Below are 25,173 nucleotides of genomic sequence, written 5' to 3'. Positions count from 1 at the left end.
TTTGGACCGCGTATGGATTTAGCTGATGGTGCCGTTAATCAGCCCATCGAGGCCTTTTTTGGAGTATTCCAGCGTGGTGTCCCAGCCAATAACGGCTGCGGCCACGCCGCTGGCTACGCCGCCCAGGATGCCGCCGGCGACCATGCCGACGCCCTGGCCAATCGAACCGACGCCCAGCAGGCCGCCGCCGTCGCCGCCGTGCTTACCGCCGATGACGGCGCCCGCCATGCTGCCCACGGAGGCGCCCAGAGCGATGGATGAAACGGCTTCCGCGGCATTGGAAACGGCGCTGCCAATCAGCCCCGACAGTCCATTGCTCATATCCCAGGAATAAGCGCCTGACACTTCGTTCATTTCGATAACTGACAGTTCTTTCATTGGTTAATCTCCATATTTAAACGGACAAACACGGCCATACATGCGTGTTGTCATTGCATTGGCATCGGCCTGCAGCGCCTGATGCCACCAATAATGTCGCGCGAACAGACGACATTATATTTTTAATGGGGTCTCTTTAATTCTGCGTAATGGTGAATGTCATCACCGCGTCAGCCTGTCCGGGGCTAATGGCTCCCGTTTGCTTATAGCGCGCCATCAAGGGGATCCTGATCTCTTTTTCAGCCGCGGTGTGGTAATTGATCGGTCTGGAAAACGTTAATGGATTACGGTTCTCATCCAACACTTCCACGGCGACGCCCTTCGCCGCATCAGCGCCGTCGGCGATATCAATCATTCCCACGCCTGGCGAATTTCCGGCCGCCTCGAACGTGACCTGAACCGGAATATTGTCCTCCTGACATTGCAGAACCACGGAAAAATTGCGTTCGGAAGACGCCGCCGTGCTGCCGACGCCATTAAACTCGCTGCGTTTAGGGCTGCCCAGATTCACCGTTTGATTTTTATAGTTCAAATCAACCAGGCAACTTTTCTGAATGACCTTCATGCCGGAAATACTGAGATCCAAAATTGAGGTCGAATCCAGATAATATCTGGCGATAATTTTCCCGCCCATATCGCCGCCGGTTTTGATCGGGCCGGTTTTAATAAACGTCAGCCGAACATCGTTTCGATTGATCCACGGCGTCAGCAAGTTGGGCGAAATCGCCGTGTTGACGGGCACGTTCTTATTGCTCTGCCATAAGTCTGAAATCGTCACCCCCACACCCTCGATGCCCGTTTCAAATACGCCGGGCAGCGCGCTCGGCGTCAGTGGCGACATGGAGCGATAGGCGACCGAGCCGGAACAAAGAAAAGAAAACGTCGTGCCGTTCATGCTGTTCTCGGTTCGAACAGCCAGCTGCTCGCCGACTTCGATGCGCGGATCCACGGCCAGCGTCAGCAACCCCATGCGGGCGGTTTTCGCGTTGGTGGTACAGGTGCCGGCATAAACCGCCGTCGTGAGCGTCGCCAGCCACACCAGGGCGCCGTAACCGAATATCCTGAGAAAAACGTTCATTTTCACTCTCACTTAAAAGTCATGATGGAGATAGAGCGAGATCTATTGGCAAACGCCATTTAGGGTTTGGAGACCCGCTGACGGCGGCTCCGCCGGCAACTGATAACGGATGCGGCATTGGTTCTCGCCATTCCTGCCCCACTGCGCGATGAGCAGGCCCTTTTCCGCCATGCCGCTCAGATAGACCACGCCGTCGCCGCCGACCAGAAACGGCTGAGTCGCCCCCTCGGCAAGACGCAGGCTGGCGCCCAGCGGCAGAGGAGCCCCCTGCGAGTCCGTCACCTTCATCAAAATCCGTCTGCCGACGTTGGCTTTGAAATTCGCCCGGCTCACCGCGCCGCGAGTCGGCGTGACCGACTGGTTCGTCAACTCGAGATCGACATCATCCGGCAAGCTGTCGACATCGAGGCGAATCGAATTGTTGCGATAAGGCGTGGCGTAAGGAACGATCGCGTAGCCGCGCCAGTCGGTTTTCACCCCGACCTGATTGCCGACCGCCACATCGCTCGCGCCGGCCGCCTGTACCAGGGCGACGGTTTCGCCGAACGGTTGACCGAAGGTCACGCCGTCTTCATGGGCGATCACCCCGCCCTTCACCCCGTAGTTGACGCGCTGTTGACTGCGATCGTAGGCGTAGCCCGCCGTGAGTTCGCCGTACGTCGCGCGCCAGTCGGCGTTGGCGTTGCCGCTGTTGCCCTGGCCCTGGCTGCCATACCCTTCCTGTACGCTCCAACTGAGGTTGCCGCCGGCCAGCGCCGTGCCGTTGAGGCCCGCCGTATGGCTGGTATTGCCTTTTTTGCTGGTGTTGAGGTTGTAGGTGGCGTAGGTGTTGCTCAGCCATTTCTCTAATGGCACGCTGATGTTGAAAGCGAAGATCTGATCGCGATCGTAAATGCGCCCGCGGTTCGAATCACCGTAAATAGCCTGTGAATTCCGGCTGTAGCTGTAGTTAAAACCGTAGCTGATGCCATTCCAGCTATTGTTGTAACCCGCGCTCAGCGACTGCATATTGCGCTCGGAGCCCCAATAGTCTTCGGAGACCGCGCTGAGTGAAAGCGACCCCGCCCCTTCCCATAAATTCTGGTTCAGCGTGATTTCGCCGCGATTTTTGCGGCGGTCTATCGGGGCGTAACGGTTGCCGCTGCGATAGGTGTCCAGCACTTCCTGCAGCCCATAGTAGCCGCTGGTCGAATAGCGGTAGCCGGCGATGGCGAAGTTCGTCCCCGTCTCGACGATATTTTTGCTGTAGCGCACGCGCCATGACTGACCATCGCTTTTCGGTTGATGCTCCTGCTTTGCCCACGCCTGGGTGACGTCGGCCGACAGGGCACCGAACTCGCCCAGGTTCTTGCCCAGGCCCAACGCCAGCGATTGATACGGCCCGGCGAATTGGCCGCCGCCATACAGGGTGAAACCGGCGGGCAAGCCATAAATCAGGCTGGCCTGCGAGAAGATCTTTTTATCCACGCTGTGATCGTAAGTGCGGTATTGCCCCGAGGTCAGCGCATATTTCAGCCGCCCTTCGCGTTGCAGCACCGGCAGGCTGGCGAAGGGAACGGTCAGGTGCTGTTCGCTGCCGTCCGCCTCCTTGATAGTCACCTCCAAATCGCCGCTGCCGCCGGTCGGGTACATGTCCGAAATTTCAAACGCGCCCGGCGCAACGTAACTCTGGTAGATGACATAGCCGTTTTGGCGAATGACCACTTGCGCATTGCTGCGCGCGATGCCGCGCACCACCGGCGCATAACCACGCAGGCTTTCCGGCAACATGTCGTCATCGGAAGCCAGCTGCGCGCCGCGAAACGACACGCTGTCAAACACATCGGACGGGCTGCTGCTTTCGCCGAGCGTCAGCAAGCTTTTCAGGCGGATGATATTGCGCTGGGCGTAGGTATAGACGGAGTCCCAACGATCCTCCGACGCTCGCCCGCCGCCGGCGCTGTTGTAGCTCCAGGTGGTGTAGTTCCGCACTCGCCAGGCGCCCAGGTTGAAGCCCGGCCGCAGGTTGAGGTAATAACTGCTTGCGCTCTGGGTGAATCGATCGCGCCCCTTGCTGTTGCTGCCGGTGAAGCCGTAGTTCAGCAGCATCGCCGGCAGGCCTTCATCCCATTGTTCCGGCGGAACGTATCCGCGCACCTTATTTTCCAACGCCGCCTGGGGGATACTCAGCATCAGGCGTTGGCGGTTAAATTGAAATTGCGCCGAGGCCTGTGGGATCGCGGCCAAATTCGCGCAGCGATCGGCGCCGGCCAAACCGGGAAACAGCTCAACTTTCACCCCAAGCCGTTTCAGATCTTCCCGCGTCAGACAAGGCTGCAGATCGGCCTTCTCGTCGCTGCCGGCTCGCAGAGCGAACGACACCTCGCGCGTTTCCAGCAGCATGTCGTTCACCCAAATATCGACCCGATACGTGCCGGGAACCTGCTGGCCATTTTCAAAAATCGACAGATCGACGTGCTGCTGGCCTGAGCGCCCGGTTTCCAGCAACGCCGGATTAAAATAATCACGAGAGAAGGCGGGATTAGCCATATTGCCGCATACCGCCGTTGTTACCGTGAATAAGGCTATGCGTTTCAGCCAAGCATCCCGCTTCGCTAATATACGCTTTTGAGTTATCATTCATTAGCTCCATTATTGAAATGTTTTATCCCTTTTTCTGCCTTCCCTTACAGATTAAATACCTGACTGATGTTCTTTACCTGTGCCGCCATAATCATTAATTAATTTCCAGCTTACCGACGTTGCGCCCGCCACGGGCAATGCAAACATTTCGCTGCTCATCGGCGCGATATACGCCACCTCTTTCATTTCCCGCCCCCCGATACGGACATAATGGAAGTTCATATAATAAGGCGTTGGGTTGGTGAGTTTTAATTCTGAACCGACACGCTGCCATTTCAGCTGCTGCGTCACCTCTTCGGGTACCTGGCGGAGCAGCGGCGCCGGCCGATAAATCAATTTAATGCGGGTCTTGACCGCTATTTGCAGCGTATTCGATTTACCCGCCTGGGTTGTTGAAGGAATGGATTTAATATTCATCCAATACAAGCTTTCTTTATCTTTCGGTAAGTCATCGCCCACTTTCACGATGCGCAGCATATTTTCCTGGTTGCCGTCCAGCCGAAATAAAGGCGGCGTAACGATAAACGCGATTTTATCCACCCCGCTTTGTTGATTCTCCAGCCAGGACTGAATCAAATACGGTTCTTTATCCGGATTCTCCACGCTGATTGACGCTTCTTTTTTTTCGCCGTTGAATATCACCCGCGTCCCGCCAATCACCACGCCGGCGTGAACCGTAGACGCAAACAATAAAATAATGAAAGCCGCTAAGGCGCCGTAGCGATTAAAACGCATAATATTATCTCCGAGGCAATACAGCCCGCTGTGAACCAGCGGGCAAGAAAATATTATCAGTTATAATTCAGCGTAAAGGTGGCGACGCTATTGGCTTTACCGGCGGTCACATCTGCCTGCGTGGAAATATAGCGGGCGGTAAAATCGAGGTTATTTTTCACGCCGCTGCCGGAAGCCAACGGATAAGCCGTCGACGCCGTGTAAAGCGGCAGAACACTGTTAGAAATATCAGACAGTTGGATACCGACGCCGGTAGCGACATCCGTTTCCTGAGTCAGCTGTAATACGTTGCTGTCGCCGTTATCGGCCGCGCCGTCAAACTTAACGGTGGCGCTTTTTACCGTATCCGGACAATCGGTGACTTCCAGCGTGAATTTTGTCGCGCTGGACGTTGATCCCTTGCCACCCGCAAATGCCGTTCGGGCCACATCACCCAAAACAACATTTAATGGATTACTCAAGTCATTCGTGACCTTGCACGCAGCATCGACAATATTCCCGGTAAAATTAACCTGACCATCTGCTGCCAGAGCAGGTAAAGCGCTTGAACACGCTGCCGCGACAAATGCCAACATAATCACTTTTTTTTCCATCATGGGTACTTCTCCTTTTGATTAGACAGACTTCAAAATATCCCCGCCACGGAGAACCCGGACAGGGAGAATAGGAGCCCCGCTCCTTTCACAGTTAATTATGCTTAGCTTTCCCCCTTTAGCAATACATAAAATCAATGTAAAGATGAGAAAAGATAATTACCCCAAATAGAATTAGCATCATTCTTAATTTTATTTTGAAAAAACCGCCAAATCGGCGTTTCTTGATTCATTCATCTGGCCGCAAGGGAAGTTATTATCGCGCTATTCGAAGGCGCTTTCGCCAGATCCTCCTCATTTTCCCCTCAGCCGGAAAATCGGGCGACATCGCCGTAAAATGAAAACCTGGCGAAAAAAAATCGACTGAAATAAATGACATTTATATTACGAAAGACATCACGACGCGGCGGCAGCGAGAGGGGCGGCAGAATAGCAAAAGCATGGCGATAACGGTTTATCAAACAGGAGGGAGAATAAGGCGTTCGCCGTTCGTGAAACCGGCGCGGTCATGTGACAACGAGAAAATGGCGTTACGCAGAAATATTCTGTCTGGCGCCGTTCACTATTTCGAAAATAAGGCGGCAATGCGCTCTGTCGCGCAGAATAACGCATTGCCGCCTTATTGTTTTTCGGCGCCGCTAATTAATCGTCATGGCGATAATCTTCACCCAACCCTCTGCCGGGTAGGGTTTCACACGCCAGGCCATCGCCCGCGGGAACGGCGGACGGATAGTTATCGTCCGGCGTGATAAAGACCGGCGTGGTCGCGATAAACCCATCGTTGAACACCGCCTCGATAAAGGTGGCCTCCCAGCCTTGCGCCGGGGCGGCCAGACGAAACTCGCCGCGATCGGCCTCCGCTGCGGCCAACGGCTCCGGGGTGAAGCGTACGCCGCACGAATAACGAAAATCTCGGGCCGTGCGGTTGTGCGCGCTCCAGCGCCGCACGGTGGCCGGCGGTTCGGAAAAACGCAGCGTGCGCACCGCAGCATCCGCGGCGCTGCCTTGCACCTCGATCGTCGGCAACGCGATATCGCGCTGGCGGCGCTTGATCATCGCCAATATGGCGCGTTCGGCGGCCGGCCGACTTGCCGCACGATCCCCGTCGGCAATCGCGCGCAGCGAAGCCTCTCCCGCTGAGGCGCTGAAATAGAATCGCGTGCTGTCCGGCGGATAACGTTCGTCGCCGCTGGCGATGATGACATATTTCGGTACCGCTGGCCGCGCTCCCGCCGTCGGCGGCGGATAAGCGGTGGGATCCGCTATTTGCATCAGTTTATCGAACGCCGGCGTCTCTATGCGCCGATCGATGCCGAGTTGGTAATAAGGATGAAACGCCAACGGCCAACGGCCGCCATACGTACGATAGATATGCTTCAAGACCTGCCGCGCCGCGACCCCATCCGGGAACATGGCGACGACGGCATCGATGCGCTCATCCGACAATGACGCCAGCCACGCCGCGGTTGCGCCGCTCGCCGCGCCCGCCACGATGAATTTATCTATCCCCCACCGGCTCAATTCGCGCTGCGCCAGCGTCATGGTTTGCGACAAGGCCGCCGTCATGGGGATCGCCAGCGGCATCATCAAGTATTCATCCGCATCGTCCAGGAACAATCGCCAGCCTCGGGCCTGGCTATCCTCCCCCGCACGACGCCGCCCCTCATTTTGATATTCCAGGTACGGATAAGGCAGCCGGTTGACGACAATCACGACGGTGTGACTTTCCGCCGCCAAGGCCGCCGGCATGGCGACGGAAAACGCCGCAGTTTGCTTGCCTGGCCCGCTCGCCCCTGCGGCGGCGCAAGCGCAGTCATCGCTCATCAGCACCAACGCTTTACGGGCAAGCGCCCCGTTGGGGATATAAATATCCACATCGTGCCACCATTGCGTCGGCCGGATGGCGTCTTGCGGCGACCAGGATTGCGACATCAACCGATAATGACGTATCGACACGTCATGGCCGTTATCCACGCCCTTTAACGAATATGACAGAGGCAATATCGCCAACTGATTGTTATAACAAGGAATAACGGTGTGCAAGGCGGAATGTTCGTCCGCAAAGCAGCGATCTTCCTCTGCCGCCATGGCCTGCCGGCCGCCGATTAAGGCCAGGCAAATCAGCGCGATGTATCCGATGCGTTTTAGCATTTTTTCCTCCCCCCTTTGTCCGTGGCAAATCCCTTTTACGCCGCCTGGCGGCAGGAAACCTTCCGCGCGCCTAGAGCACCTGATGAAAGCGTATCGGATAGCCAAAGCTGTCCTTTTCGAACGCCACGTCCCTGTCGTTCTCGCCCAGCAATAGGCTGTAAACGCCGTTTTCCTCATAACGGCTCATGGCGATATACAGCACGACCTCCCGATGGTCAGCGATCGTAAACTGTTTGCGCCTGGCGTTGATTTCCAACGTAAACGCCACCACAGGATTGTTGTTCAGAAATACCGAGGTCTGCTGCATGGAGACGATCCTGCCCTGCGCTTTCTCGGTCACCTGAAAGGGCGTGGCGTCATTGGGGACGCGTATATCCACCTTCTTTTGGATATAGATAAAGTTAAACACCGCCAACGCCACCGCCACGAACAGGTTGATGGCCATGATCAAGATGATTTTATTCGCCATGAACTCTCCCTTTGCCGTTCTTCCGGCTCCCGACATGTGCGAGGTAAAAGTGCCCTTGCGGGCACTTTTCATTAAGGGCCGGGCTTATGACGATTTACGGCCAAACAGCTGCGAGAAGGCGCTAATACCGGCATCGATGACGGCGCCAATGCCCTCACCGAGTTTGGCGCCGGCGCCCGCCGCATCCGCGTGGATCCCGAATAGACCGGTACCGGCATCTACGATGGCGCCAATGCCATTGCCCAGGATTTTGCCGGCATCGGAAGCGATGCCTGCGCCGGAAACCGCCATGACTTCTGCTTCAGTCAGTTCTTTCATACTGTCTCCTTTGTATTTATCGACATGTTTAGTAATGAAAAAATGAAACTCTCACTGTTTGTTCACCTCCTTGTTATCTGCCCACGAAAGACCCTGTTGCCAATGCGTTCACCCGCGCGGCGGTGACAATGTCAGAACAGGCCGAACTCACGGCAGAGATAATCGGCAACGCCATTGCGGCTGTTGGGCAACGCAATCGGGTTAAACGGCAGCGCGCGCTTCAATTCGCCCATCGCATTGCCCATCACCACCCCCGTTCCGGCCCAGCGCAGCATGTCCAAATCGTTCATCGCATCGCCGAAAGAGAGGCAATCGCGCATCGCTATCTGTTTGGCGCTCAGATAGTCGGCCACGCTTCTGGCCTTGGAAATATGCTTATCCATGATGTCTATCGTTTCCGCAGAGGACTTACAGATGGACAGCGTTTTTCCGAAAGCCTGACTGACCTCGTCGTAAAATCGCTCGATCAGCGCCGCTTCACCCTGCAGCAGCACTTTCAGGATCGGTTGCCGTTTCATCGCCTCCGGCTCGACATAGCGGCAAGCGACGCCCGAGGTTTTGATATAGTCGGCAAAATGCGGATTCTCTTCGGCCATCATCCATCCTTCCTGGGTGAACAACGTCACGTGGAGCGGACAGGCGAAGAGGTAATCCATCAACATCATTTGGCTGTCGCGAGGCAGGAAATAGCTTTTATCCGCCACCGGCCGCCCCTCGATATTGACCATCGCGCCATTGCAGGAGACGATCGCCGGCGAGAACCCCAAGCCATCCACAATCCCGCGCGCATCCGCATCGCAACGGCCTGTCGCGATGACGATTTCCAGCCCGCGGGCATGCAGGATATTGAGCGTTTCCACCGTCAGATCAGACAGATTCCCGGCAGGATCCAGCAAGGTTCCGTCAAGATCGCTCACGATCGCCCGGTATTTTATTTTGCCGTCGATAGCAAGCCACATATCACGCCTCCTCCGCCTGGATAATCCCGTCTTCGGCGCGGATTTCGCTGTCGGGCGGAAGGTGGGCGATCGCGAGCGCAATGGCCTGAAAACGGCGCCCTACCGCAACGATGGTCTCCTGAGCTATCTCGTGAGAATCATAAAACAGTGAAATGGCGAGCCGTTCCGCTTCGGGGAACAAACACAGCACCGTCTGGTGGTTGCTGCCGCTGACGATATCCGTCACCTGGAACGTAAACGGCAAGCGCGGATCCTTCTGCGGTTGCGGCATGTTTTCAAACACAAACAGGCTGCCGAACGGCGAAGTGGGCACCCATTGTTCGTCGTAGCGGTTCAGTTCGGAAAAGGCGTACTTCTGCCTCAGCGTCTGGGAAGCCGCGATATCGGCCAGCAACGCATAAATGGGCCGGCGGCGAATCGCCTGCAGGCGCAGCACCGGGCTGGCGACACACAGGCCAAACAGCGTCTGCACCTGCTCAATGTCCGCCGGGCGCTCGCTCATGGTCGTGCCGATCGCGATATCGTCACAGGCCAGCGCTTCGGCCAGCGCCAGCATCCAGGCCAGCTGCGTCAGTTGATTGACCGTGATCCCCTGGCGCCGGCAAAACGCGGTGAGGCTTGCCACCTGTTCCGCGCTGAATTCCGCGCCATATTGCCGCATGCGTCGCCCCTGCGGCGCGGCATCCGGCGCAGCGCTCAACGGCAAACGTTGGTTGACCGGCGCCCCGCGCAAATAGTTCGCCCAGAATGCCTGCGCCTCGGGATCGTCGCCGTGCGCGCGCACATAAGCGGCGAAAGGCTCAAATCGGTTAATTTCCAGCGCCGGCGCGCCCCCTTCCAGCAAGGTGAGGTAGTCGTTGAACCAGTGTTCGAACAGAACGCCGAGGGACCAACCGTCGAACAAGATATGGTTAAAGGTCTGCACCAGATAGTGCTCATCGGCGTTCAACTTGATCAGGCGCCAGCGGATCAACGGCGGCGCATCCAGCTCAAACGAGGTTTCTCGTTCCCGGGCCAACAGCGCTTCCATCCTTTCTTCCAGCAAGGACGGCGGCGCATCGGTCCAATCCTCGATCGCGATCGGCGCCTGCAGAGTCTCGCAGATGAAGACGTTTGGCCGCCCACGGCGGGTTTGATCGCCGAACCCGGCGCGCAGCATTTCAAATCGCTGCAGCGCCAGCGACCAGGCCTGGTTCAACACCTCCGGCTGCAGCGGGCCGGCCACCTCATAAACGGCCTGATCGATCTGATACTCGCGGTTAAGCCGGTTGAAATACATCAATTCCCGCTGCGTGACCGTAGCCTCGAAAACGGCGGCGATGCGATGACGTTGCTGCCAGCGGTCCAACTCGGCGAGGCTGACGTTGGCATGGGGGAAGTCCCCCGGGCTGGCGAGGCGAACGCCCTGGCTCGCCTCGTGGCAACAGTGTGCGACCAGCGCCGACAGGCTCTCCCGATAGTGCGAACCGATCCGGGCCAGCGTCGCCTGCGGCAATAAGCCCGACATCACGATGCTCAGTCGGTCGCCGTGCACGTAGAGCACCAGATCCAGCACATTGTCGCTCGCCGGCAGCGCGCCGTTTTCCAGATCCGCCGTTTGGTCGATCAAGGCCCACAAGGCGTCGTCAGTCTGTTCGTTAAAGACCCCGAGATAGTTGAATGAAATGGCCGGCAAGCGGTGGCGCCGCAGGCAGGCTATCGCTTCGTCGTCCGACGCTGAACCGTATTTCAGCGCCGAATAGCCGATGCCGTGATCCGGCATCTTTCTTAATGCGTCCTTGATGGCGCGCAGCGTGTGTTTTGGGCTCTGATGGGCGGTGATGCGCAAAGGCAGTAAGGCGGTGAACCAGCCGACGGTGTCGTCGAGCTGGATCTTATCGTCATTGATATCGCGGCCATGGTGTTCGAGCGTCAGGTAACTGTCCGCACGGCCATGCCAGGCCTGCAGCACCGGCGCCAGCGCCGCCAGCAACACATCGCGGATCGAGGTGCGGTAGGCCTGATGACAGCTGTCCATCAACAGCGTCGTCAACGCCGCGTCGCACTCGAAGCGGCAAAACGCCGGACTCTGCGCCCCCTCGCTGAGCGTGGCGTAATCGGGTTGCCCGGCGATCATCGCCAACCAGTAAGCGCATTGGTCATGCCGGCTCGCCGCGTAGTGCCTTAACGTCTCGCCCCACTGCCGGTAGCTGGTGCCTTTCGCCGACAGCGATTCCCCCTGATGCAACCGTCGCATGTCTCTGACGATGATGCGCCAGGACACCACGTCGATGATCAGATGATGGAATGCGCAGAACATCAGCGCGTAACCGGGCGCGCTGCTGTCGAAAATGTAGACGAAGCGGCACAGCGGCCCTTCTACCGGATCAAACCCCGATTGCCATTGATGCAGAAGTTCGGCGCGGCTTTGGCGACAAAGCGCCAGGTCATAGTATCCCCATGAAGGGCCGCCGTCGGCCACCGACAGATAGCGCTGCGCGACCAGCGCGCCGGCGTCGTCGGCGCTAAACCGCGCGCGCAGCATGTCATGGCGCGACGCCAGCCCGTTCACCAGATCGGCCACGCGCTCGGCGGACATCGGCGGCACCCGCACCAAAAAAGTCTGGTTGAAGAAGGCGCGATGTTGCGGCGGCTGCTCGTTGTACCAGCGCTGAATCGGCAGCAATTCGAATTCGCCCTGCAGCTCGCCCTGTTCATTGAGCGGCGCAATCGCCTCCCGTTGCTGCAAAATGCGCTTGGCCAGCGCCCGCGCATTCCGGGTTTCGAACACCGCACGCGAGTTGCTGTGATAGCCCGACTTGCTCAATTCGCTGGTGAACACGATGCTTTGGATCGAATCGCCGCCCAGACGAAAGAAGTCGTCATCCACCCCTACCCGTTCAACGCCGAGGATCTCCGCCCACAGGGCGCAAATCAACGCCTCCAGCGCGTTCTGCGGCGCGGCATATCGCTCGCTTTGCGCGAATTGCGGCGCGGGCAGCGCCGTGCGATCCAGCTTGCCGTTCACCGTCAGCGGTATCTCGTCGAGCGCGACATAGCTGGACGGCACCATGTAATCCGGCAGGATCCGCTCCAGCCGGGCGCGCAAATCGGCAGGATCCAGCGGCTCGCCCCGCGCCATCAGCACATAAGCGGCAAGGCGCTTGCTATCGCGATGGACGACATCCACCACGACGCATTTCTCGACGCCCTCCAGCGCATTGATCGTATTCTCTATTTCGCTGAGTTCAATTCTGAAACCGCGGATTTTTACCTGGCAATCGTTTCTGCCGAGATACTCCAGGTTGCCGTCGCGCAACTCTCGCACCCGATCGCCGCTTTTATACAAGCGTCGCCCGTTCAGCGTAATGAAACGCTCTTGCGTCTGCTGCGGCTGGTTGAGATAGCCGCGCGCCAGCGCGTCTCCGCCGATATACAGCTCGCCGGCCAGCCCTGGCGGCAACGGCTGCAGCCAGCGATCCAGCACATGAAGTTCGCGCCCCGGTATGGCTCGCCCAATCGGGATGCTGCTGCGGGTTTCGTCCGCCGCGATGGCGTACATCGTGGTGAACGTGGTGCATTCCGTCGGGCCATAGCCATTGATGACCTGCTGCGGGCGGTTGGCTTGCCGCACCAGGCGCTGCATCAGCGTGGCGGTCAGCGCCTCCCCGCCCACCAGCAGACAGCGCAGCCCGGCGAACAGGTCGGGGTGACTGAGGTAAAGATGATCGAACAGGCTGCGCGTCGCCCACAGAATCGATACCTGCTGCCGACGCAGCAAGGCTTCCAGCTGCGGCACATCGCCGGCGATATCCTCCGTGTCGCGCACGACGACCAATTTGGCGCCGTTGAGCAATGCGCCCCACACCTCGAACGTCGCCGCATCGAACGCCGGGCTCGAGAGGAAGAGCAACGCGTCATCGGGCGTGACAGCGATGCCGGACGCGGTCGCCAACCCGCACATCGCGTGTTGCTCGAGCATCACGCCTTTCGGGATCCCCGTCGATCCCGAGGTATAGATCACCGCGCCGAGCCGGTCGGCGCCGGTGACGGCCGGCAGATTCTGCCGCTCGTGCGGCAGGCGGTTCAGATCGCCCAGCGCGAGGACGGACACGGCGTGCGGCATCATCGCCGCCAGCGCCTCGGCGGCCGACTGCAGGCTTTCCCCGGCGATGAGCACCGGCGCGCGCGTTTCTTCGAGAATATGCCGAATGCGCGCCTGAGGATAATTGCAGGAGAGCGGCACATAGGCCGCACCGGTTTTCAGCACCGCCAGCAGCGCCACCACCATTTCCAGGCTTTTCTCGCTGTACAGCGCAATCAGCGTATCCGCCTGGGGGGCGCCCCCGGTCAGCGCTTGGTAGCGGAGCGCAATTTCGCGCGCCAGGCTATTCGCCATGCCGTTCAGCTCACGGTAGCTGACATGCAGCCCCTCAAACTCCAGCGCAATCTTATCCGGATAACGCAGCGCGATCGCCTCAAACCGGGCGCTGAGGGTTTCTCTCGGCAACGCGGGGGCCGCGTCGTCATCTGGCGGCATGTCGGCGGCGGGATAAAAGGCGAGGTGGCGTAAAGGCGCGTCAGGCGCGCGCATCGCCGCTTGCATCAAGCGCATGAAATGTTCCGCGCAGCCGCGCATATCTTCTTCGTCAAACATGTCCTGACGAAAACGCAGCCGGAACTGCAAGGCATCGCTGTCGGCCCGATCTTCATATTCCAGGGAAAGCGACGCGCTGGCCATATCGTGGTTGGCTTCAAACAGCGGCGAAGTGGCGCAATCGGCCAGCGCCAAGGCCGCATCGCGCAGGTTGGTCTGGGCAAAGGAAATCGGCATCGCGCGGATCCCCAGCGCCTGCACCACCTGTTGCGTGGGCAGTTGGTTAAACCGTTGGCGCGAGTGCGGCGCCGCGGCGGTAATAAACGCCAGCGCGCGTTGATAAACGGCGGCGAAGCCTTCGCCATCACGCAGCGAGAGGGGCATCACGCTGGTGTTTACATGCCCGCCAAGCGCAAATCTTTGCCCCTTTTTTATCGACACCGGATAGCTGATATAGACCGTTTCCTGATTGCCGCTGCGCGCCATCAAGATGCCCCACAGCACCAGCAACGCCAGAAAGTCATTCATTCGCCGTATTCCCGCGCCCTGCTTCAGCGCTTTCCATTGCGCTTTGGGCACCTGGAAACGCAGCTCGGCCGCCTCATCGTTTCGCACGGCGCCGCTTTTCTCAAAGGGCACGTCTATCGCGCCCAAATTTGCCGCTTCGGCCCGCCAGTGCGCCAGCGCTCCGTCGGCGGCCAGTTGTTCAACCTCGCGCTGCAGCTGCCGGTTGATGGCGGCAATCTCGGCCGCCTCGAGGCGTGTCGACAGCCGCTGTTGACCATAGTAATGGCTCACCAATGAGAAAAACTCGTCGGAAGACGCGCCGTCGATCACCAGATGATGGCCCACCAGCGCCAGGGTATAGCGCCCCGCCCCCTCGGCGAAAAGCGCCCAACGATAAAGCGGCCCGCGGTAAATGTCGAAGGGCTGGCGAATCACTTGGGTCAGCAGCGTGCGGTCCGTGTAATGCTGCAAAGGATGGATTGCGTCATTGCGACGCCAATACAGCTCGCCATTCTGTTCATGAATATGGCTGTTCAGCAGGACATGATCTTGCACCAGCGCATTCAGCGCAGCTTGTAATCTGATGGGATCCAGCGCGCCCTCAATACGCTGCAGCACCAATACGTTGTAATTACAGCCCTCTGGATGGCGGTCATATTCATCGATAAAAACTTTTGAATAGGGTGATACAGGAATCTCTTCCATGACAAACACTCCATTTAGAATACACGTGCCCTGCTTAACGGCGATCCATGCGGCATACCCAAACCTCTTTCGGCATCAGCTCGCTTATCTTTTCTGAGTAATAACCGATCAGCATGTTGATGCGTTTTTCTGCAATGACCTCCGCCGCCTGAGCGCAAATCGACTTGTAAAAACCAGTAGGGATCATCACTTTGCAACGGCTATGCAGGTGCCGACAAACGCCGATGGCCCAGGAAAAACACTCCCTGGAAGGATTGGAAATATCCAAAAGTTCGGCACACTCACTGGAACAGCCAATCACAGCGTAGAGATTGCCTTTATTGATATAATGAATTTTATGATACAGAGGATGTTTTTCAATATATTCAAATGCGCGATGATCTTTTTCTCGCCCCAGATTATTGATAAAACTGGCCTGCCGCGCTTGGCCGCCCTCGGTAAAACGAAAGGCCATAAACTTATCAGGCTTTAAGGTTAATTCGACGAAGGGATAGATTTGCGTATTGGTGGTTAAATACTTTCTGAAAATCTTTTCATAAACCCTGATCTTCCTGTCATCGGAAAAGCAGATATCCGCCGCCACATCCGAACGCTTAGCCTGCAGGAAAAAGTCTTTCAAGACGGTGGAAGATTTGACCTGACGGTGGATCCCAAGATCGCCAAGCATATTGACATTAAAAGACAATTTGTTGATTTTAAAAGGATAAAAACTGGATACAAACATCCCGAGATAACGTTCTTGATCCTTGTAAAATATGCCCGTTTTTTCCATCGGCGCCCCACAATGCGGATCGAGCAAATGCTTCCAGTGCAGGAAACGCTCCCCGCCCAAATCTCTGCCATAAAGCTCCTGCAATAATTTGAAATGATTATGAGAAACCGCTTCCCTCACAAAGACAGCCATGTTTTATCTCCCTATAAAACCGATTCCATGCTAGGCGGAAATCAATAAAAGATGACCGCACAGCGCCGTTGACAATACGGCGCCGGACCGTTCGCTTCCTTTCCCTGATTAACAAGAGTCGCTGTGCATTTTTAGCCAGCGCAAAAATTCAATATTATTATCGATGTTCAGTTTTCTCATGGCCGAACGTTTATGAATACTCACCGTTTTCGGGCTGATGCCGAGCAACATCGCCGTTTGGTTTTGTGAATAACCCAAATGGATCAAACGGCACACTTTCCCCTCGCTAAAGGTCAGCTGGGTACGACAACGCGGGCAATAGCTTGAAACCAAACTATTTTTCTTGCGATAGCAGAACATGACCTTGTCCACGATCGCCGCCACACTGTCTTTGCGCGTAATACTTCCGGCCTCCAAATTGCAATGAATTTTAGGGAATGTCTTTTTATGCTCCAATATTGAAAAATAGAGCGGAATAGAAGAAAAGTTGCCCTGCAAAAGCTGGGTATGGCAAAAATTTATGGACACCCGCTTGTCCGGCGCCCTGAATATGATGTTGGCACGTTCTTCTCCCGTGATCTTGGCCTTAATGCCATTCGTGAGAAAACCTTCTTGCAAGGCAAGACTCAACCCCAGCTTGAAGAATTGATTTTTATCCACAATAGCGATATTGACGCGCTCCATTAACAAACCTCCCTTTTGACTACGCTTGCTCACTCTCCTTACTGCAATATCATTGCTGTGATTATTTTTTGTTTTAACGTGCTTTTTAATAAAAAAGCGTTCTAGGCGAAGCAAAAAAGACCATGCCTCGCAAAAGTGCATTTTATATAGGGTTATATAAATCATCTGCCCTGGAGAGCATACAAAAGCAAGACGCGGTAAGCTGCCGCGCTTCGCAAGGGAAATTGTTATCGTAAGATATATTTATAAGGCATCATTGCCATCAGCATCACGGTGCTAAGATTTTTCTCTGATACGTTAATTTTACTCCAAGAGCGCAATATATCCAGATAAATATCGAAAAAACACATAATATAGAACATAACATTGCGCGACATTGATTGTTAAGAGAATCCGTTTATGCATTAGGAATTTACTTATGATAAAGGCAGGATAATGCTTTTTTCGCACGAGGCGGTGGGGTCATCGCAGACCCTATTAAACAGAGTATAACCATATTCATTTTATTGTAAAAAAATTGCATAAAAAAAAGCTACACTTTATGGCAGTAAGTGATTCCCGCCCTTTCATGTAGACGGCAACAAAAAAGAAGAAGGCGAACCCATCGGCCGCCCGCGCAAGAAATGCCTGGTAGGAGTAACGATTTTTCAGGAGTGATGCGCAGCGCAGAAAGATAACGCGGCATCGTTGACGAGCGGGATGAATTATATTTTTTTGATCCTCATCAGCTTTTTGGCCTCCAGACAGGAAACCAATCCGAGGTGATCTTTTTTTAGCTGCTTGTCGCTCCCAAGAGGAAGAATGACTTTGAACGTTTGCAACTTACCGTGATTATTATAGATATCAAAGACTATCACCGGCGGGCCATACCCCAGGATCATGCAGTCTAAAAACCGCAGAACGGCGCACCCCAAGCGGCTCCTGGCCTCCCGGATAATTTTATCCGCAAGCTCATCATACCGGAAAGGTCTTTCCGGCGTCGTCAATACCTTCATAAGGTCTCCCTTCTGGTATATATCATTCCGATTTAAAATAATAACCTCATAAAACCGCCGCCGTTCAAGACGAGTGAGATATAACAATCCAGGCTTCGGCAATATATAATCTAACGATGCAAAATCAATCTAACAAAAAACACAATAGTATAAAAAAACAGCGCGAGTTTTATTGAAAAAATGACCTGATTTGCAATAATGAAATGGCCTGAAGTAAAGGGCTAACTGAAAAAGGAGTTTCAATCATGAAAGAACTATCCGCAGTAGAAATTGAACAAGTTAACGGTGCTGGTTTTTTTGGTGACGTAGGCACACTGATTGGCAGTGCGGTAGGTACAGGTATTGATACCATTTCCGCGATTGCCGGTGTTAACCCGGATGCCAAAACCGTTGTCGGCACCATCGGTAAAGGTATTGGTCTGGCCGTCGATGCGCTGATTTCCAGCGGATTGCAGATCATCTCTAAACTGTAATAACAATTCATAATCATCCCTTCCTATTTTTTTAATTCGTTTCATTTTAAGCACCTTCGCGGGTGCTTTTTTTACATCAAAGAATCAAAGAATATAAAAGGTCAGAAAAACCATTATCCAAAAAAACAAGCTGGGTATCACTATGATGAAAAAACCCATGCGTTTATTGGCGTTTTTAAGCATCCAGTCATAGATCATCGCACCACTCCTTGTGAATACCGGGAGGCATTTCCACCTCCCGGTATTTTATCCATCGAGTTGTTGATTACAGTTTCGGCACTTTGGAAAAGAAGTCCGCCATTTCGTGCGGGAACCCTTTCGCAATCGCCGGACGAAGATCGTCCATGGAAACATTAAAATCTTTCGGCTGCTCGCTCGTTTGCATTTTCTGGTGTGCGTTCACATTTGATTGCAGACCATTAAAAATGCCCTTCATATTGCCGAACATATCATCGCAAGATTTTGTCACGTTACTCATGACCGACTTGGCCGCATCCGGCCCCGACATTTGAATATTGCTGACGCCTTGCATAAACGGTTGACTCAGCGACGATTGGGAGTTGGTGCCCAAATTGCCGCCGGCCTTCATGGTTTCTAAAATTTTGGCTGGATCTAACATGTTTATCACCTCTTTACGGTTGTGTTTACATCGCTTTCGGGCACGAGAATCCTCGCAACGCCCGTGACCAAAGTGGGAAATCTTTCATCGTCGAGCGCAATTCCAGTTTGAGCACGCCCACCACCGACGACATCGACATCGTCAGCTCTCGCCTGTCGCTGGCGAGCGGCACGGGATTGCTGGCGTCGAACATCCGGAACAAGGCCCAGGGTCCGTCAAAACTGGCGACCTGGATCTGGCCGGTGCCGGTGCGGAAGGTCAGTCGAACATAGCTGCCGCCTTTCGGGCCCGGCCAATCGATACGGGTAGGCTGGCTGAAACCATGGCTGTAGTTAATCACCTGCCCGTCGATATCCAGGGTCGCTTCCGTAATGGTCGGCGTCAGGGACAACGGCCTGATGAACATGGAGAAGGACAGCTTGTCGCCGGCAGTGAAGAAGGTATCGCGGATCAGCCGGGCATTTTCAAACGCGCCCAGCGTGCTGGCATTGACGATCCCCTCTGAACCCGGTTTGGCATTCCATTTCTGCGCGTTGACGTCCACATAAGGGGCCAGGTTCTCATCGAAGAACTGCTGCATCGCGCCGCTTTGGCCAAACATGCGCGAGAAGTCCTCAATGCCGACCTCCGCTCTGGCGTTGCGCGAGAACGGATAACGCCCGCTGATGCTGCTCTTGCACAAGCCGGAGGCCAGCGACGAAGCGCCTTTGCTCAGGTTCTTCTGGCTTTGCTGAATCGTCTGGCTGTCCCCGACCTGCAACAGATCCATCATCACGCTGCGCACCGGTTCCGGCTGGCGCGCCGCATCCAGCTGCAGGCGCTTCAGCGTGCCTCCGGCGGGCACCACCTGGCCGCCGCGCAGCGAGGTGGACAAGGTGGTCAACTGGCTGTACAGCGCTTCGAAACTGCGGCTCAGCGGATCGTTGCTGGCGTTGGTGGTCTGCAACAGCTGATAGCCCAGACGGCGCAGCAGCTCGAAGCGATCTTCCACCGCGCGCTCCGGCGTGAGACGAAAACGCGCGCGCTCGCCGGAAATCTCGCCCAGGATGTCGCGCCGCTGCTGCTCGATGCGGTTGCGCTGGCGGTCGAACCAGCTTGCCGCATCGCCCTGGTTGGTGCCGGTCATGCTGGTTTCGCGCGCGGCGAAGCGCACCAGATTGGCCAGCGGGGAAGAAGGGTCGGACAGTTGACGCGCCAGGATCGCCGCATCCTCAAGCCCGTTGACCGGCCGGGCGCGTACATCGCGCATGAACGCATCCCATTTGTCGGCATACTCGATGAGATAAAGCTTCCTCGCCTCGTCGGCCAGCTTCTGCGCCGAGGCCAGCGAGTTCACCGCGTTTTTCCCTTCCCCACTGTCGCGCAGCACCCAGGACTCTTCTTCGATCATGTCCTTGGCGGCGTCATCGAGCTGCGCCAGGAAAACGTCGCGATAGCTGGCGCGGGTATAGAACCCCGGCACGGCGGTATCGGTGACCGTCGCCTGGCTCTTGCGGCGCAGCATCAAGGAGACGTTCGGTCCGGCGGCGTCGGCCAACGAAATATCGTTGATCGCCGCCGGCAGCGGTTTCTCTTCGATGCGGCGCACCACTCGCACCTGCATCGGAATGTTCATCGCTTTCACCCGCGCCAGGCGCAGCAGATCGCCGTTCATCTTCATGACCGGCGCGTCCGGCAAAGAGAACATCTCCCGCAGATGGTAAGCGAAGATGCCTTTGTTCATGTCGGTGTAACCCTGCGGCATAAAGGTTTCCCAGCGCGCCATGAACCAGTCGACCAAGGCTTCGGCGGAGCGATGCGAAGGTTCGCCCATCATCAGGTACACTTTCAAAGTGCCGTAGACGTCCTTGTTGGACGCCGAGACGTCATTCTTGAGTTCGTCCGCGATATAGTTTTCCACCGCCGGCCAGAAGATCTGCAGCAAATGGCGTTGGTAGGTTTTTTGCGCCGCGCTGTTGATCAGCTTGTGCTCGAAATAGGGATTCGGCACCGGCGACACTTCGCCGCCCAATTGCGCGTTCATGTAGCCCAGCTGCTCATAGGCGGAAATGACATCGTCGCTGACGCGGTTAGTCACCGGTATTTCGCGCACGATGCGCTTCGTTTCGTCAAAGCGCGCCGCAATGTAAGAGATGTAATCGCTCTCCCACAGGTAACGCATCGCCAGCAGGTTAAACGAGACCGCCAACAGAATGAGCACCAGCACATAGCGGCCCAGAGAGCTCATGCGGCTGCCGAGCGGCCTGGCGTGCGAAGACTGCTGCATCACCCCGCGTTCTTGCCGGGCGTAATCCAGCTCCGGGTGATAAATGCGCCCGGTCGGGCGAGCTTCATAGATATCCGCCGCTTCCGCGTTGTAGATCGCCCCCTGCGGCGGCAAGGCGATGGTGCTGCCCAGCCACACCTGCTGCAGATGGCAGGCGTAGCCCACCGGCGTTTGCGGGAAGATCTGCTCTAACAGGGAATACAGCGGGTTGCCCAGCGACCCCAGCGACTCGGTGAAGAACAGCAGCTGCTGGCGGTTTTGGCCGTCCGGCGCATCGTGCAACAGTTCGAGCACGTGATGGCTGACGCGCGCCACCATCTCCCGGTAGAGGGTTTCATACTGCTCGAAGGGGGTTTCTCCCTGTTCGGCGCGGTTCAGGCTGAACCCCATGCCTTTTTGCAACAGATCGTCGCCCAGCATCGACAGGAAGGTCTCGCCGCCGACCAGTTGATCGAGGTGGCTGATGGTAAGATAGACCGGCAGCTCGCTGCGGAACCACGAGGCCATCTCCAGCAGGCGCACGCGCAGCGCGTCGGCGACCGACTTTCTCTCCGTCAGCGAGGCGTGCAGCAACCAACGCGCATCCAGACACAGCATGATGCCGTCGATGCCCGGATGGCGGCGATGGCGGCGGATCAGTTTGAACAGGGTGTCACGCGCCCTGGCGCCCTCTTCCCCCAGGCCGTTCAACTGCAGCCATTCGCCGGAGGTGTCGACATACACCGAATTCTCCGCCAGCCACCAGTTGCAATCCTGGGTCGGCCCGACGTCCACCGTCTGCTGCAGGCCATAGTGCTCGGCCAGCAAGAAGCGTTCGCCGCTTTCGCCGATCAGCGAGGTTTTGCCGCTGCCCGGCGGCCCGATGACCAGAAACCACGGTTTTTCGCTGACGTAACGGCGCGTCAGGCGGTATTTGAAGCGCTGCCAGGGGGTGCGCTGCTTCGCCGTGCCGACGTACTGCAAGGTGCGCAAGGCGTCGTAAAAGCGCGAGGTCACGCGATCTCGCTGGGCGGTCTTGCGTTTGGCCGGGGCCGGCGCTCGCGCGTGGCGGAACACCCAGGATAAGAACGTCGCCACGAACGGCCACAGCGCCCAGCACAGGATCAGCGCGATGATGATGCCCCTGACCCAGACCGACAGCAGCGGCCGATAGGTGCCGATGGCGATCAACGGCCCAATCCACCACACCACCGCACACAGCAGCAAGGCAATCACCAATATGAATGATCTACGTATCATATAATTTCCTTATTATCTCTACGCCGGCGGATGTCTTAGTTATCCTCGGGGACCTCGGCGGCTACCCCTGCCTGATTTAACGTTGCAGACGGTGAAGCCATCTCCCTCTCGCCGATTTTCCAAAGGATGTCCACCCGGCGGTTGCGGCGGCGCCCTTCTTCCGTCGCGTTGTCGTCCAGCGGCTCCTGATCGCCCTTGCCGACCGATGTCACGGTGCGGTTGTATTTACTGTTGGCCAAGGATTCGCGCAGCTTGTCGGCCACCGTCTGCGCGCGGGCCTCGGACAGTTTCAGGTTGGAGTTGTTGGAGGTGTTGCGATACGGTTTGTTGTCGGTATGCCCGATGACCTCCAGATCGCCCGGCCACGGCGCCAGCGCTTCCCCCAAACGCTCGATGTTGCGTTTCTTTTTAAACTCTTCCGACAGCTTCGACTGCCCGGTGGCGAACGCGCCGTCAGAGGTGAAGATCAACAGCCAGCCGCGCGGATCGGCGCGCACCTCCAGCCACCCTTCGCTGAGGATTTGCGGCAGCGGCTGCGGCAGCGTCTCCATGATGTTGATTTTGCGCGGCTGCGGCGGCGTCCAGGCCAAAATGGCGTTGCGCAGCGCGCGGGACTGATCGTGCAGATACCAGGCGGCCGAGGCATACGCCAGCAGCGCGATGGCCAGGCCGTAGCACAGCAGCTTCAGCGGCGTGATGCGGGTCGCCTTGCGTACCACTTTGCTCGGCTCGGCATCGGCCAGCGTCTGCGTCGGGTTCTGGCTGTACAGATAGCCGTCAAGACGGTTGCGCACGTCGGCCAACAGCACCGCGCCGCGTTCCATTACGTGATATTGCCCTTCGAAGCCCAGCGACAGGATCAGATCGTAAAACGCCAGGATCGCCTTGTTGCGCGGCGAGGCGGCCAGATAGGCCTGCAGGTGCTCGAAGCACTTTTCCCCGCCCCAGGCGTCGCGATAAAACTCCACCAGCAGGCTGAGATTCAGTTCGCCGGATTCGAGCGTGCTCATGCAACACTCATCCACGTAGGAGCACAGCAGATAGGCCAGCTTGTCCACATCGCTCGGCGCGATGTGATCCGCCAGCAGCGTCTGCTGGAATTGTTGGATCTCGCGCACGATCTGCGCGCGCACCGCGCCCGGATTCAGCTGTTTCTGATCGCGCACCCGCTCCACCTGCAGCAGAACCGGGATGGCGGCGGCGATCAGCGGGTTGTCCCAATGGCCCATCATCACGCCGGGCTTGCTCAGCGCGGCGCGGCCGAACAGCCCGCTCGAGGTCGGCGCGGCCTCGGCCGGGCGCTCGCCCGGCGCGGGCTCGCTGCTTTCCGGCGCAACGCTTTCAGCCTCATAAGGCTTGGGTTCGGGGGGCGTCGCCACCCCGGCGCTTCCCGGCCGCAGCTTGGCGGCCAGCGCCCGCGCGCCGAAGGACAGCGCGGCGATCTCCGCCGTCGTTTTGCCCACCGAGCCGGACGCGGGAAGGCGCGGCGTCGCGTTGTTGCGCGTTACCGCCATCGCCTCGCGTATTTTTCTCTCAAATTCGTTCATCCCACCCTCCCTTGCCTTAATCCCCAGACGTCAAAACGCAGGTCGGGGAAATCACCCACAATGCTGAGCGCCATCGCCGAGCCGGCCATCATTTCCTTATAAATCGGGTCGGCATGATCAACCTCGAAATAGATGCTGTTCGGGTAATACGGTATGTGCCGTGGCGGCGAAGCCATCGGGAGCAAGCGAGCGCCCGGTAATTGCAGATCGATCAGCTGAATGATTTTCTCGACCGGCCCCAGTTTGACCTGTGCGGGGAAATACGAGCGCAGATGCTCGATGGACAAACCGCAGCTGACGGCGAACACCAGTTTTTCCAGGCGCAGCTGCGAATCGTTCGGGCACAGATAAATGCTGTCGCCGCGATCGACAAACGGCAACGCCACCGCCGGCGCTTCGATCACCAGCGACAGCGCGCGGCGAATCGAGGCGAACAGCTGGAAGTAGCAGTTGTGCGGTTCATCGTGCAGATACACCAGATCGGCCCGATCCCAGAGGCGTTCGCCGCCGGGAATGATGCTGAGCCGCCCCAGCAGGCTCAGCAACGTGTCGAACAGGGTTTCAGGATGCACCTGCGGGCTGGCCAGCAGTTGGCTGATGCGCAAATTGAACTCGCTCAAGGTTTGCAGCAACAGCAACTCCAGCAGCTCGGAAAGCCCGCCGATCGTCATATGCACGTCCGGGCGGAAAACCGACTCCAGACGCTGGCTGATCAGCCCAAGCAATTCGGTGGTGAAAGCAGGCAGCCAGCCGATGGCGCGGAAATCCAGCATCGGCGGCAAGGCGCGCTCATCCAGCAGCACCCGACGATCGCTGGTGATCTCCCGCACGAAACCGACCGGCAGCACGCTTTCCGCGCTGCTGACCGCGTCCTCCAGGCTTAGCCGCGTCACCAGGCTGCCCAGTTGCATCGTGCACACGCGCGGCGTTCCCTCCAGGCTGACGCCGTGGTTGCGATCCGGCACCTCGGCGTCCATGGTGCGAAAACGGCTGCTTTTTCGCGCATCCTGGATAAGATCGATCTGGGCATTGCCGGCGATGTCCATCAGCACGGACAGGCACACCACTTTCCCCTGGCAGCCTTCTCCCAGCACCAGCGGCGGCGGCAGCGGAATATCCTCAGGCATGCTGAACGCCGTGCCGTCGGGGAAAACGCCCTTGGCTTTCTTCAGCGCAAACTTGCCCTGTTCCAATAGCCCGTTGTCGATCTCCAGCGTCAGGAACCCCCAGGTGAAGGTTTCGACGCTGCGCAAGCGCGCTTCAATCAAGTGCTCGAAAAAACGTTCCTGCTGCTGGAAATGCTGCGGTTCCATCAACATGCCTTCTACCCAGGCGACGCGTTGTTTAGGTAACAT

General features: G+C 57.1%; 18 protein-coding genes. 1 reads left to right on the top strand and 17 read right to left on the bottom strand.

The annotated features are described in order from the left end of the window. Window positions 1–18 precede the first annotated feature (18 nt). The 13 genes from ACJ8OK_RS02410 to ACJ8OK_RS02350 all read right to left on the bottom strand — a co-directional run bounded on the left by ACJ8OK_RS02410 (window position 19) and on the right by ACJ8OK_RS02350 (window position 17,674). Window positions 19–378 carry a hypothetical protein gene (locus ACJ8OK_RS02410; protein ID WP_004935280.1) on the bottom strand — a complete coding sequence of 120 codons (360 nt, stop codon included), beginning with the start codon at window positions 376–378 and terminating at the stop codon, window positions 19–21. A 136-nt stretch (window positions 379–514) separates the two neighbouring features. Then, window positions 515–1,456: a fimbrial protein gene (locus ACJ8OK_RS02405; protein ID WP_004935283.1), complete on the bottom strand. Its 942-nt coding sequence runs from the start codon at window positions 1,454–1,456 to the stop codon at window positions 515–517. Window positions 1,457–1,498: 42 nt separating this feature from the next. After that, a complete protein-coding gene (locus tag ACJ8OK_RS02400) occupies window positions 1,499–4,075 on the bottom strand; it encodes a fimbria/pilus outer membrane usher protein (RefSeq protein ID WP_033632667.1) in 2,577 nt (858 codons plus the stop codon). A gap of 54 nt (window positions 4,076–4,129) precedes the next feature. After that, window positions 4,130–4,813 carry a fimbrial biogenesis chaperone gene (locus ACJ8OK_RS02395; RefSeq protein WP_033632666.1) on the bottom strand — a complete coding sequence of 228 codons (684 nt, stop codon included), beginning with the start codon at window positions 4,811–4,813 and terminating at the stop codon, window positions 4,130–4,132. A gap of 56 nt (window positions 4,814–4,869) precedes the next feature. Further along, a complete protein-coding gene (locus ACJ8OK_RS02390; protein ID WP_004935293.1) occupies window positions 4,870–5,409 on the bottom strand; it encodes a fimbrial protein in 540 nt (179 codons plus the stop codon). 639 nt (window positions 5,410–6,048) lie between these two features. Beyond that, window positions 6,049–7,557, bottom strand: a complete 1,509-nt coding sequence (locus ACJ8OK_RS02385; protein WP_033632665.1) for a PhoPQ-activated protein PqaA family protein — start codon at window positions 7,555–7,557, stop codon at window positions 6,049–6,051. Between the two features lie 70 nt (window positions 7,558–7,627). Then, a complete protein-coding gene (locus ACJ8OK_RS02380) occupies window positions 7,628–8,026 on the bottom strand; it encodes a hypothetical protein (RefSeq protein ID WP_442530368.1) in 399 nt (132 codons plus the stop codon). Between the two features lie 84 nt (window positions 8,027–8,110). Continuing rightward, complete coding sequence (locus ACJ8OK_RS02375) at window positions 8,111–8,344, bottom strand: hypothetical protein (RefSeq protein ID WP_004935304.1); 234 nt, start codon at window positions 8,342–8,344, stop codon at window positions 8,111–8,113. A 131-nt stretch (window positions 8,345–8,475) separates the two neighbouring features. Continuing rightward, window positions 8,476–9,303, bottom strand: a complete 828-nt coding sequence (locus ACJ8OK_RS02370; RefSeq protein ID WP_004935307.1) for a Cof-type HAD-IIB family hydrolase — start codon at window positions 9,301–9,303, stop codon at window positions 8,476–8,478. Between the two features lies 1 nt (window position 9,304). Continuing rightward, entirely contained in the window at window positions 9,305–15,091 is a 5,787-nt protein-coding gene (locus tag ACJ8OK_RS02365) for an amino acid adenylation domain-containing protein (RefSeq protein ID WP_442530367.1), read from the bottom strand. A gap of 34 nt (window positions 15,092–15,125) precedes the next feature. Further along, complete coding sequence (locus tag ACJ8OK_RS02360; protein WP_033632663.1) at window positions 15,126–15,995, bottom strand: hypothetical protein; 870 nt, start codon at window positions 15,993–15,995, stop codon at window positions 15,126–15,128. A 108-nt stretch (window positions 15,996–16,103) separates the two neighbouring features. Continuing rightward, a complete protein-coding gene (locus ACJ8OK_RS02355) occupies window positions 16,104–16,679 on the bottom strand; it encodes a helix-turn-helix transcriptional regulator (RefSeq protein ID WP_004935315.1) in 576 nt (191 codons plus the stop codon). 704 nt (window positions 16,680–17,383) lie between these two features. Then, window positions 17,384–17,674, bottom strand: coding sequence for a hypothetical protein (locus ACJ8OK_RS02350; protein WP_004935318.1), 291 nt, complete (start codon window positions 17,672–17,674; stop codon window positions 17,384–17,386). A gap of 245 nt (window positions 17,675–17,919) precedes the next feature. Here ACJ8OK_RS02350 and ACJ8OK_RS02345 point away from each other — a divergent pair, with 245 nt between their 5' ends. Continuing rightward, window positions 17,920–18,147: a hypothetical protein gene (locus tag ACJ8OK_RS02345; RefSeq protein ID WP_004935320.1), complete on the top strand. Its 228-nt coding sequence runs from the start codon at window positions 17,920–17,922 to the stop codon at window positions 18,145–18,147. A 265-nt stretch (window positions 18,148–18,412) separates the two neighbouring features. Here ACJ8OK_RS02345 and ACJ8OK_RS02340 read toward each other — a convergent pair whose 3' ends face one another. The 4 genes from ACJ8OK_RS02340 to tssK are packed head-to-tail and all read right to left on the bottom strand — an operon-like array spanning window position 18,413 to window position 25,173. Then, window positions 18,413–18,766, bottom strand: a complete 354-nt coding sequence (locus ACJ8OK_RS02340) for a DUF6277 family protein (RefSeq protein ID WP_033632662.1) — start codon at window positions 18,764–18,766, stop codon at window positions 18,413–18,415. Between the two features lie 25 nt (window positions 18,767–18,791). After that, window positions 18,792–22,271, bottom strand: coding sequence for a type VI secretion system membrane subunit TssM (gene tssM / locus ACJ8OK_RS02335; RefSeq protein ID WP_004935326.1), 3,480 nt, complete (start codon window positions 22,269–22,271; stop codon window positions 18,792–18,794). A gap of 35 nt (window positions 22,272–22,306) precedes the next feature. Further along, window positions 22,307–23,818 carry a type IVB secretion system protein IcmH/DotU gene (gene icmH, locus ACJ8OK_RS02330; RefSeq protein WP_021505815.1) on the bottom strand — a complete coding sequence of 504 codons (1,512 nt, stop codon included), beginning with the start codon at window positions 23,816–23,818 and terminating at the stop codon, window positions 22,307–22,309. Continuing rightward, a complete protein-coding gene (tssK, locus tag ACJ8OK_RS02325) occupies window positions 23,815–25,173 on the bottom strand; it encodes a type VI secretion system baseplate subunit TssK (protein WP_033632660.1) in 1,359 nt (452 codons plus the stop codon). The genes icmH and tssK overlap by 4 nt, the downstream gene beginning before the upstream one ends.

It is taken from the genome of Serratia sp. CY71090, assembly GCF_052166845.1.
Taxonomy (GTDB): domain Bacteria; phylum Pseudomonadota; class Gammaproteobacteria; order Enterobacterales; family Enterobacteriaceae; genus Serratia; species Serratia nematodiphila.
Note: the sequence above shows the minus strand (reverse complement) of the source record. Positions and strands in the feature narration are given on the sequence as shown.

Coding starts and splice junctions, on each gene's coding strand:
- ACJ8OK_RS02400 (WP_033632667.1), bottom strand. CDS start 4,075: ATGATAACTCAAAAGCGTATATTAGCGAAGCGGGATGCTTGGCTGAAA.
- ACJ8OK_RS02405 (WP_004935283.1), bottom strand. CDS start 1,456: ATGAACGTTTTTCTCAGGATATTCGGTTACGGCGCCCTGGTGTGGCTG.
- ACJ8OK_RS02395 (WP_033632666.1), bottom strand. CDS start 4,813: ATGCGTTTTAATCGCTACGGCGCCTTAGCGGCTTTCATTATTTTATTG.
- ACJ8OK_RS02410 (WP_004935280.1), bottom strand. CDS start 378: ATGAAAGAACTGTCAGTTATCGAAATGAACGAAGTGTCAGGCGCTTAT.
- ACJ8OK_RS02380 (WP_442530368.1), bottom strand. CDS start 8,026: ATGGCGAATAAAATCATCTTGATCATGGCCATCAACCTGTTCGTGGCG.
- icmH (WP_021505815.1), bottom strand. CDS start 23,818: ATGAACGAATTTGAGAGAAAAATACGCGAGGCGATGGCGGTAACGCGC.
- ACJ8OK_RS02345 (WP_004935320.1), top strand. CDS start 17,920: ATGAAAGAACTATCCGCAGTAGAAATTGAACAAGTTAACGGTGCTGGT.
- ACJ8OK_RS02375 (WP_004935304.1), bottom strand. CDS start 8,344: ATGAAAGAACTGACTGAAGCAGAAGTCATGGCGGTTTCCGGCGCAGGC.
- ACJ8OK_RS02340 (WP_033632662.1), bottom strand. CDS start 18,766: ATGTTAGATCCAGCCAAAATTTTAGAAACCATGAAGGCCGGCGGCAAT.
- ACJ8OK_RS02360 (WP_033632663.1), bottom strand. CDS start 15,995: ATGGCTGTCTTTGTGAGGGAAGCGGTTTCTCATAATCATTTCAAATTA.
- ACJ8OK_RS02365 (WP_442530367.1), bottom strand. CDS start 15,091: ATGGAAGAGATTCCTGTATCACCCTATTCAAAAGTTTTTATCGATGAA.
- ACJ8OK_RS02355 (WP_004935315.1), bottom strand. CDS start 16,679: ATGGAGCGCGTCAATATCGCTATTGTGGATAAAAATCAATTCTTCAAG.
- tssK (WP_033632660.1), bottom strand. CDS start 25,173: ATGTTACCTAAACAACGCGTCGCCTGGGTAGAAGGCATGTTGATGGAA.
- ACJ8OK_RS02350 (WP_004935318.1), bottom strand. CDS start 17,674: ATGAAGGTATTGACGACGCCGGAAAGACCTTTCCGGTATGATGAGCTT.
- ACJ8OK_RS02385 (WP_033632665.1), bottom strand. CDS start 7,557: ATGCTAAAACGCATCGGATACATCGCGCTGATTTGCCTGGCCTTAATC.
- tssM (WP_004935326.1), bottom strand. CDS start 22,271: ATGATACGTAGATCATTCATATTGGTGATTGCCTTGCTGCTGTGTGCG.
- ACJ8OK_RS02390 (WP_004935293.1), bottom strand. CDS start 5,409: ATGATGGAAAAAAAAGTGATTATGTTGGCATTTGTCGCGGCAGCGTGT.
- ACJ8OK_RS02370 (WP_004935307.1), bottom strand. CDS start 9,303: ATGTGGCTTGCTATCGACGGCAAAATAAAATACCGGGCGATCGTGAGC.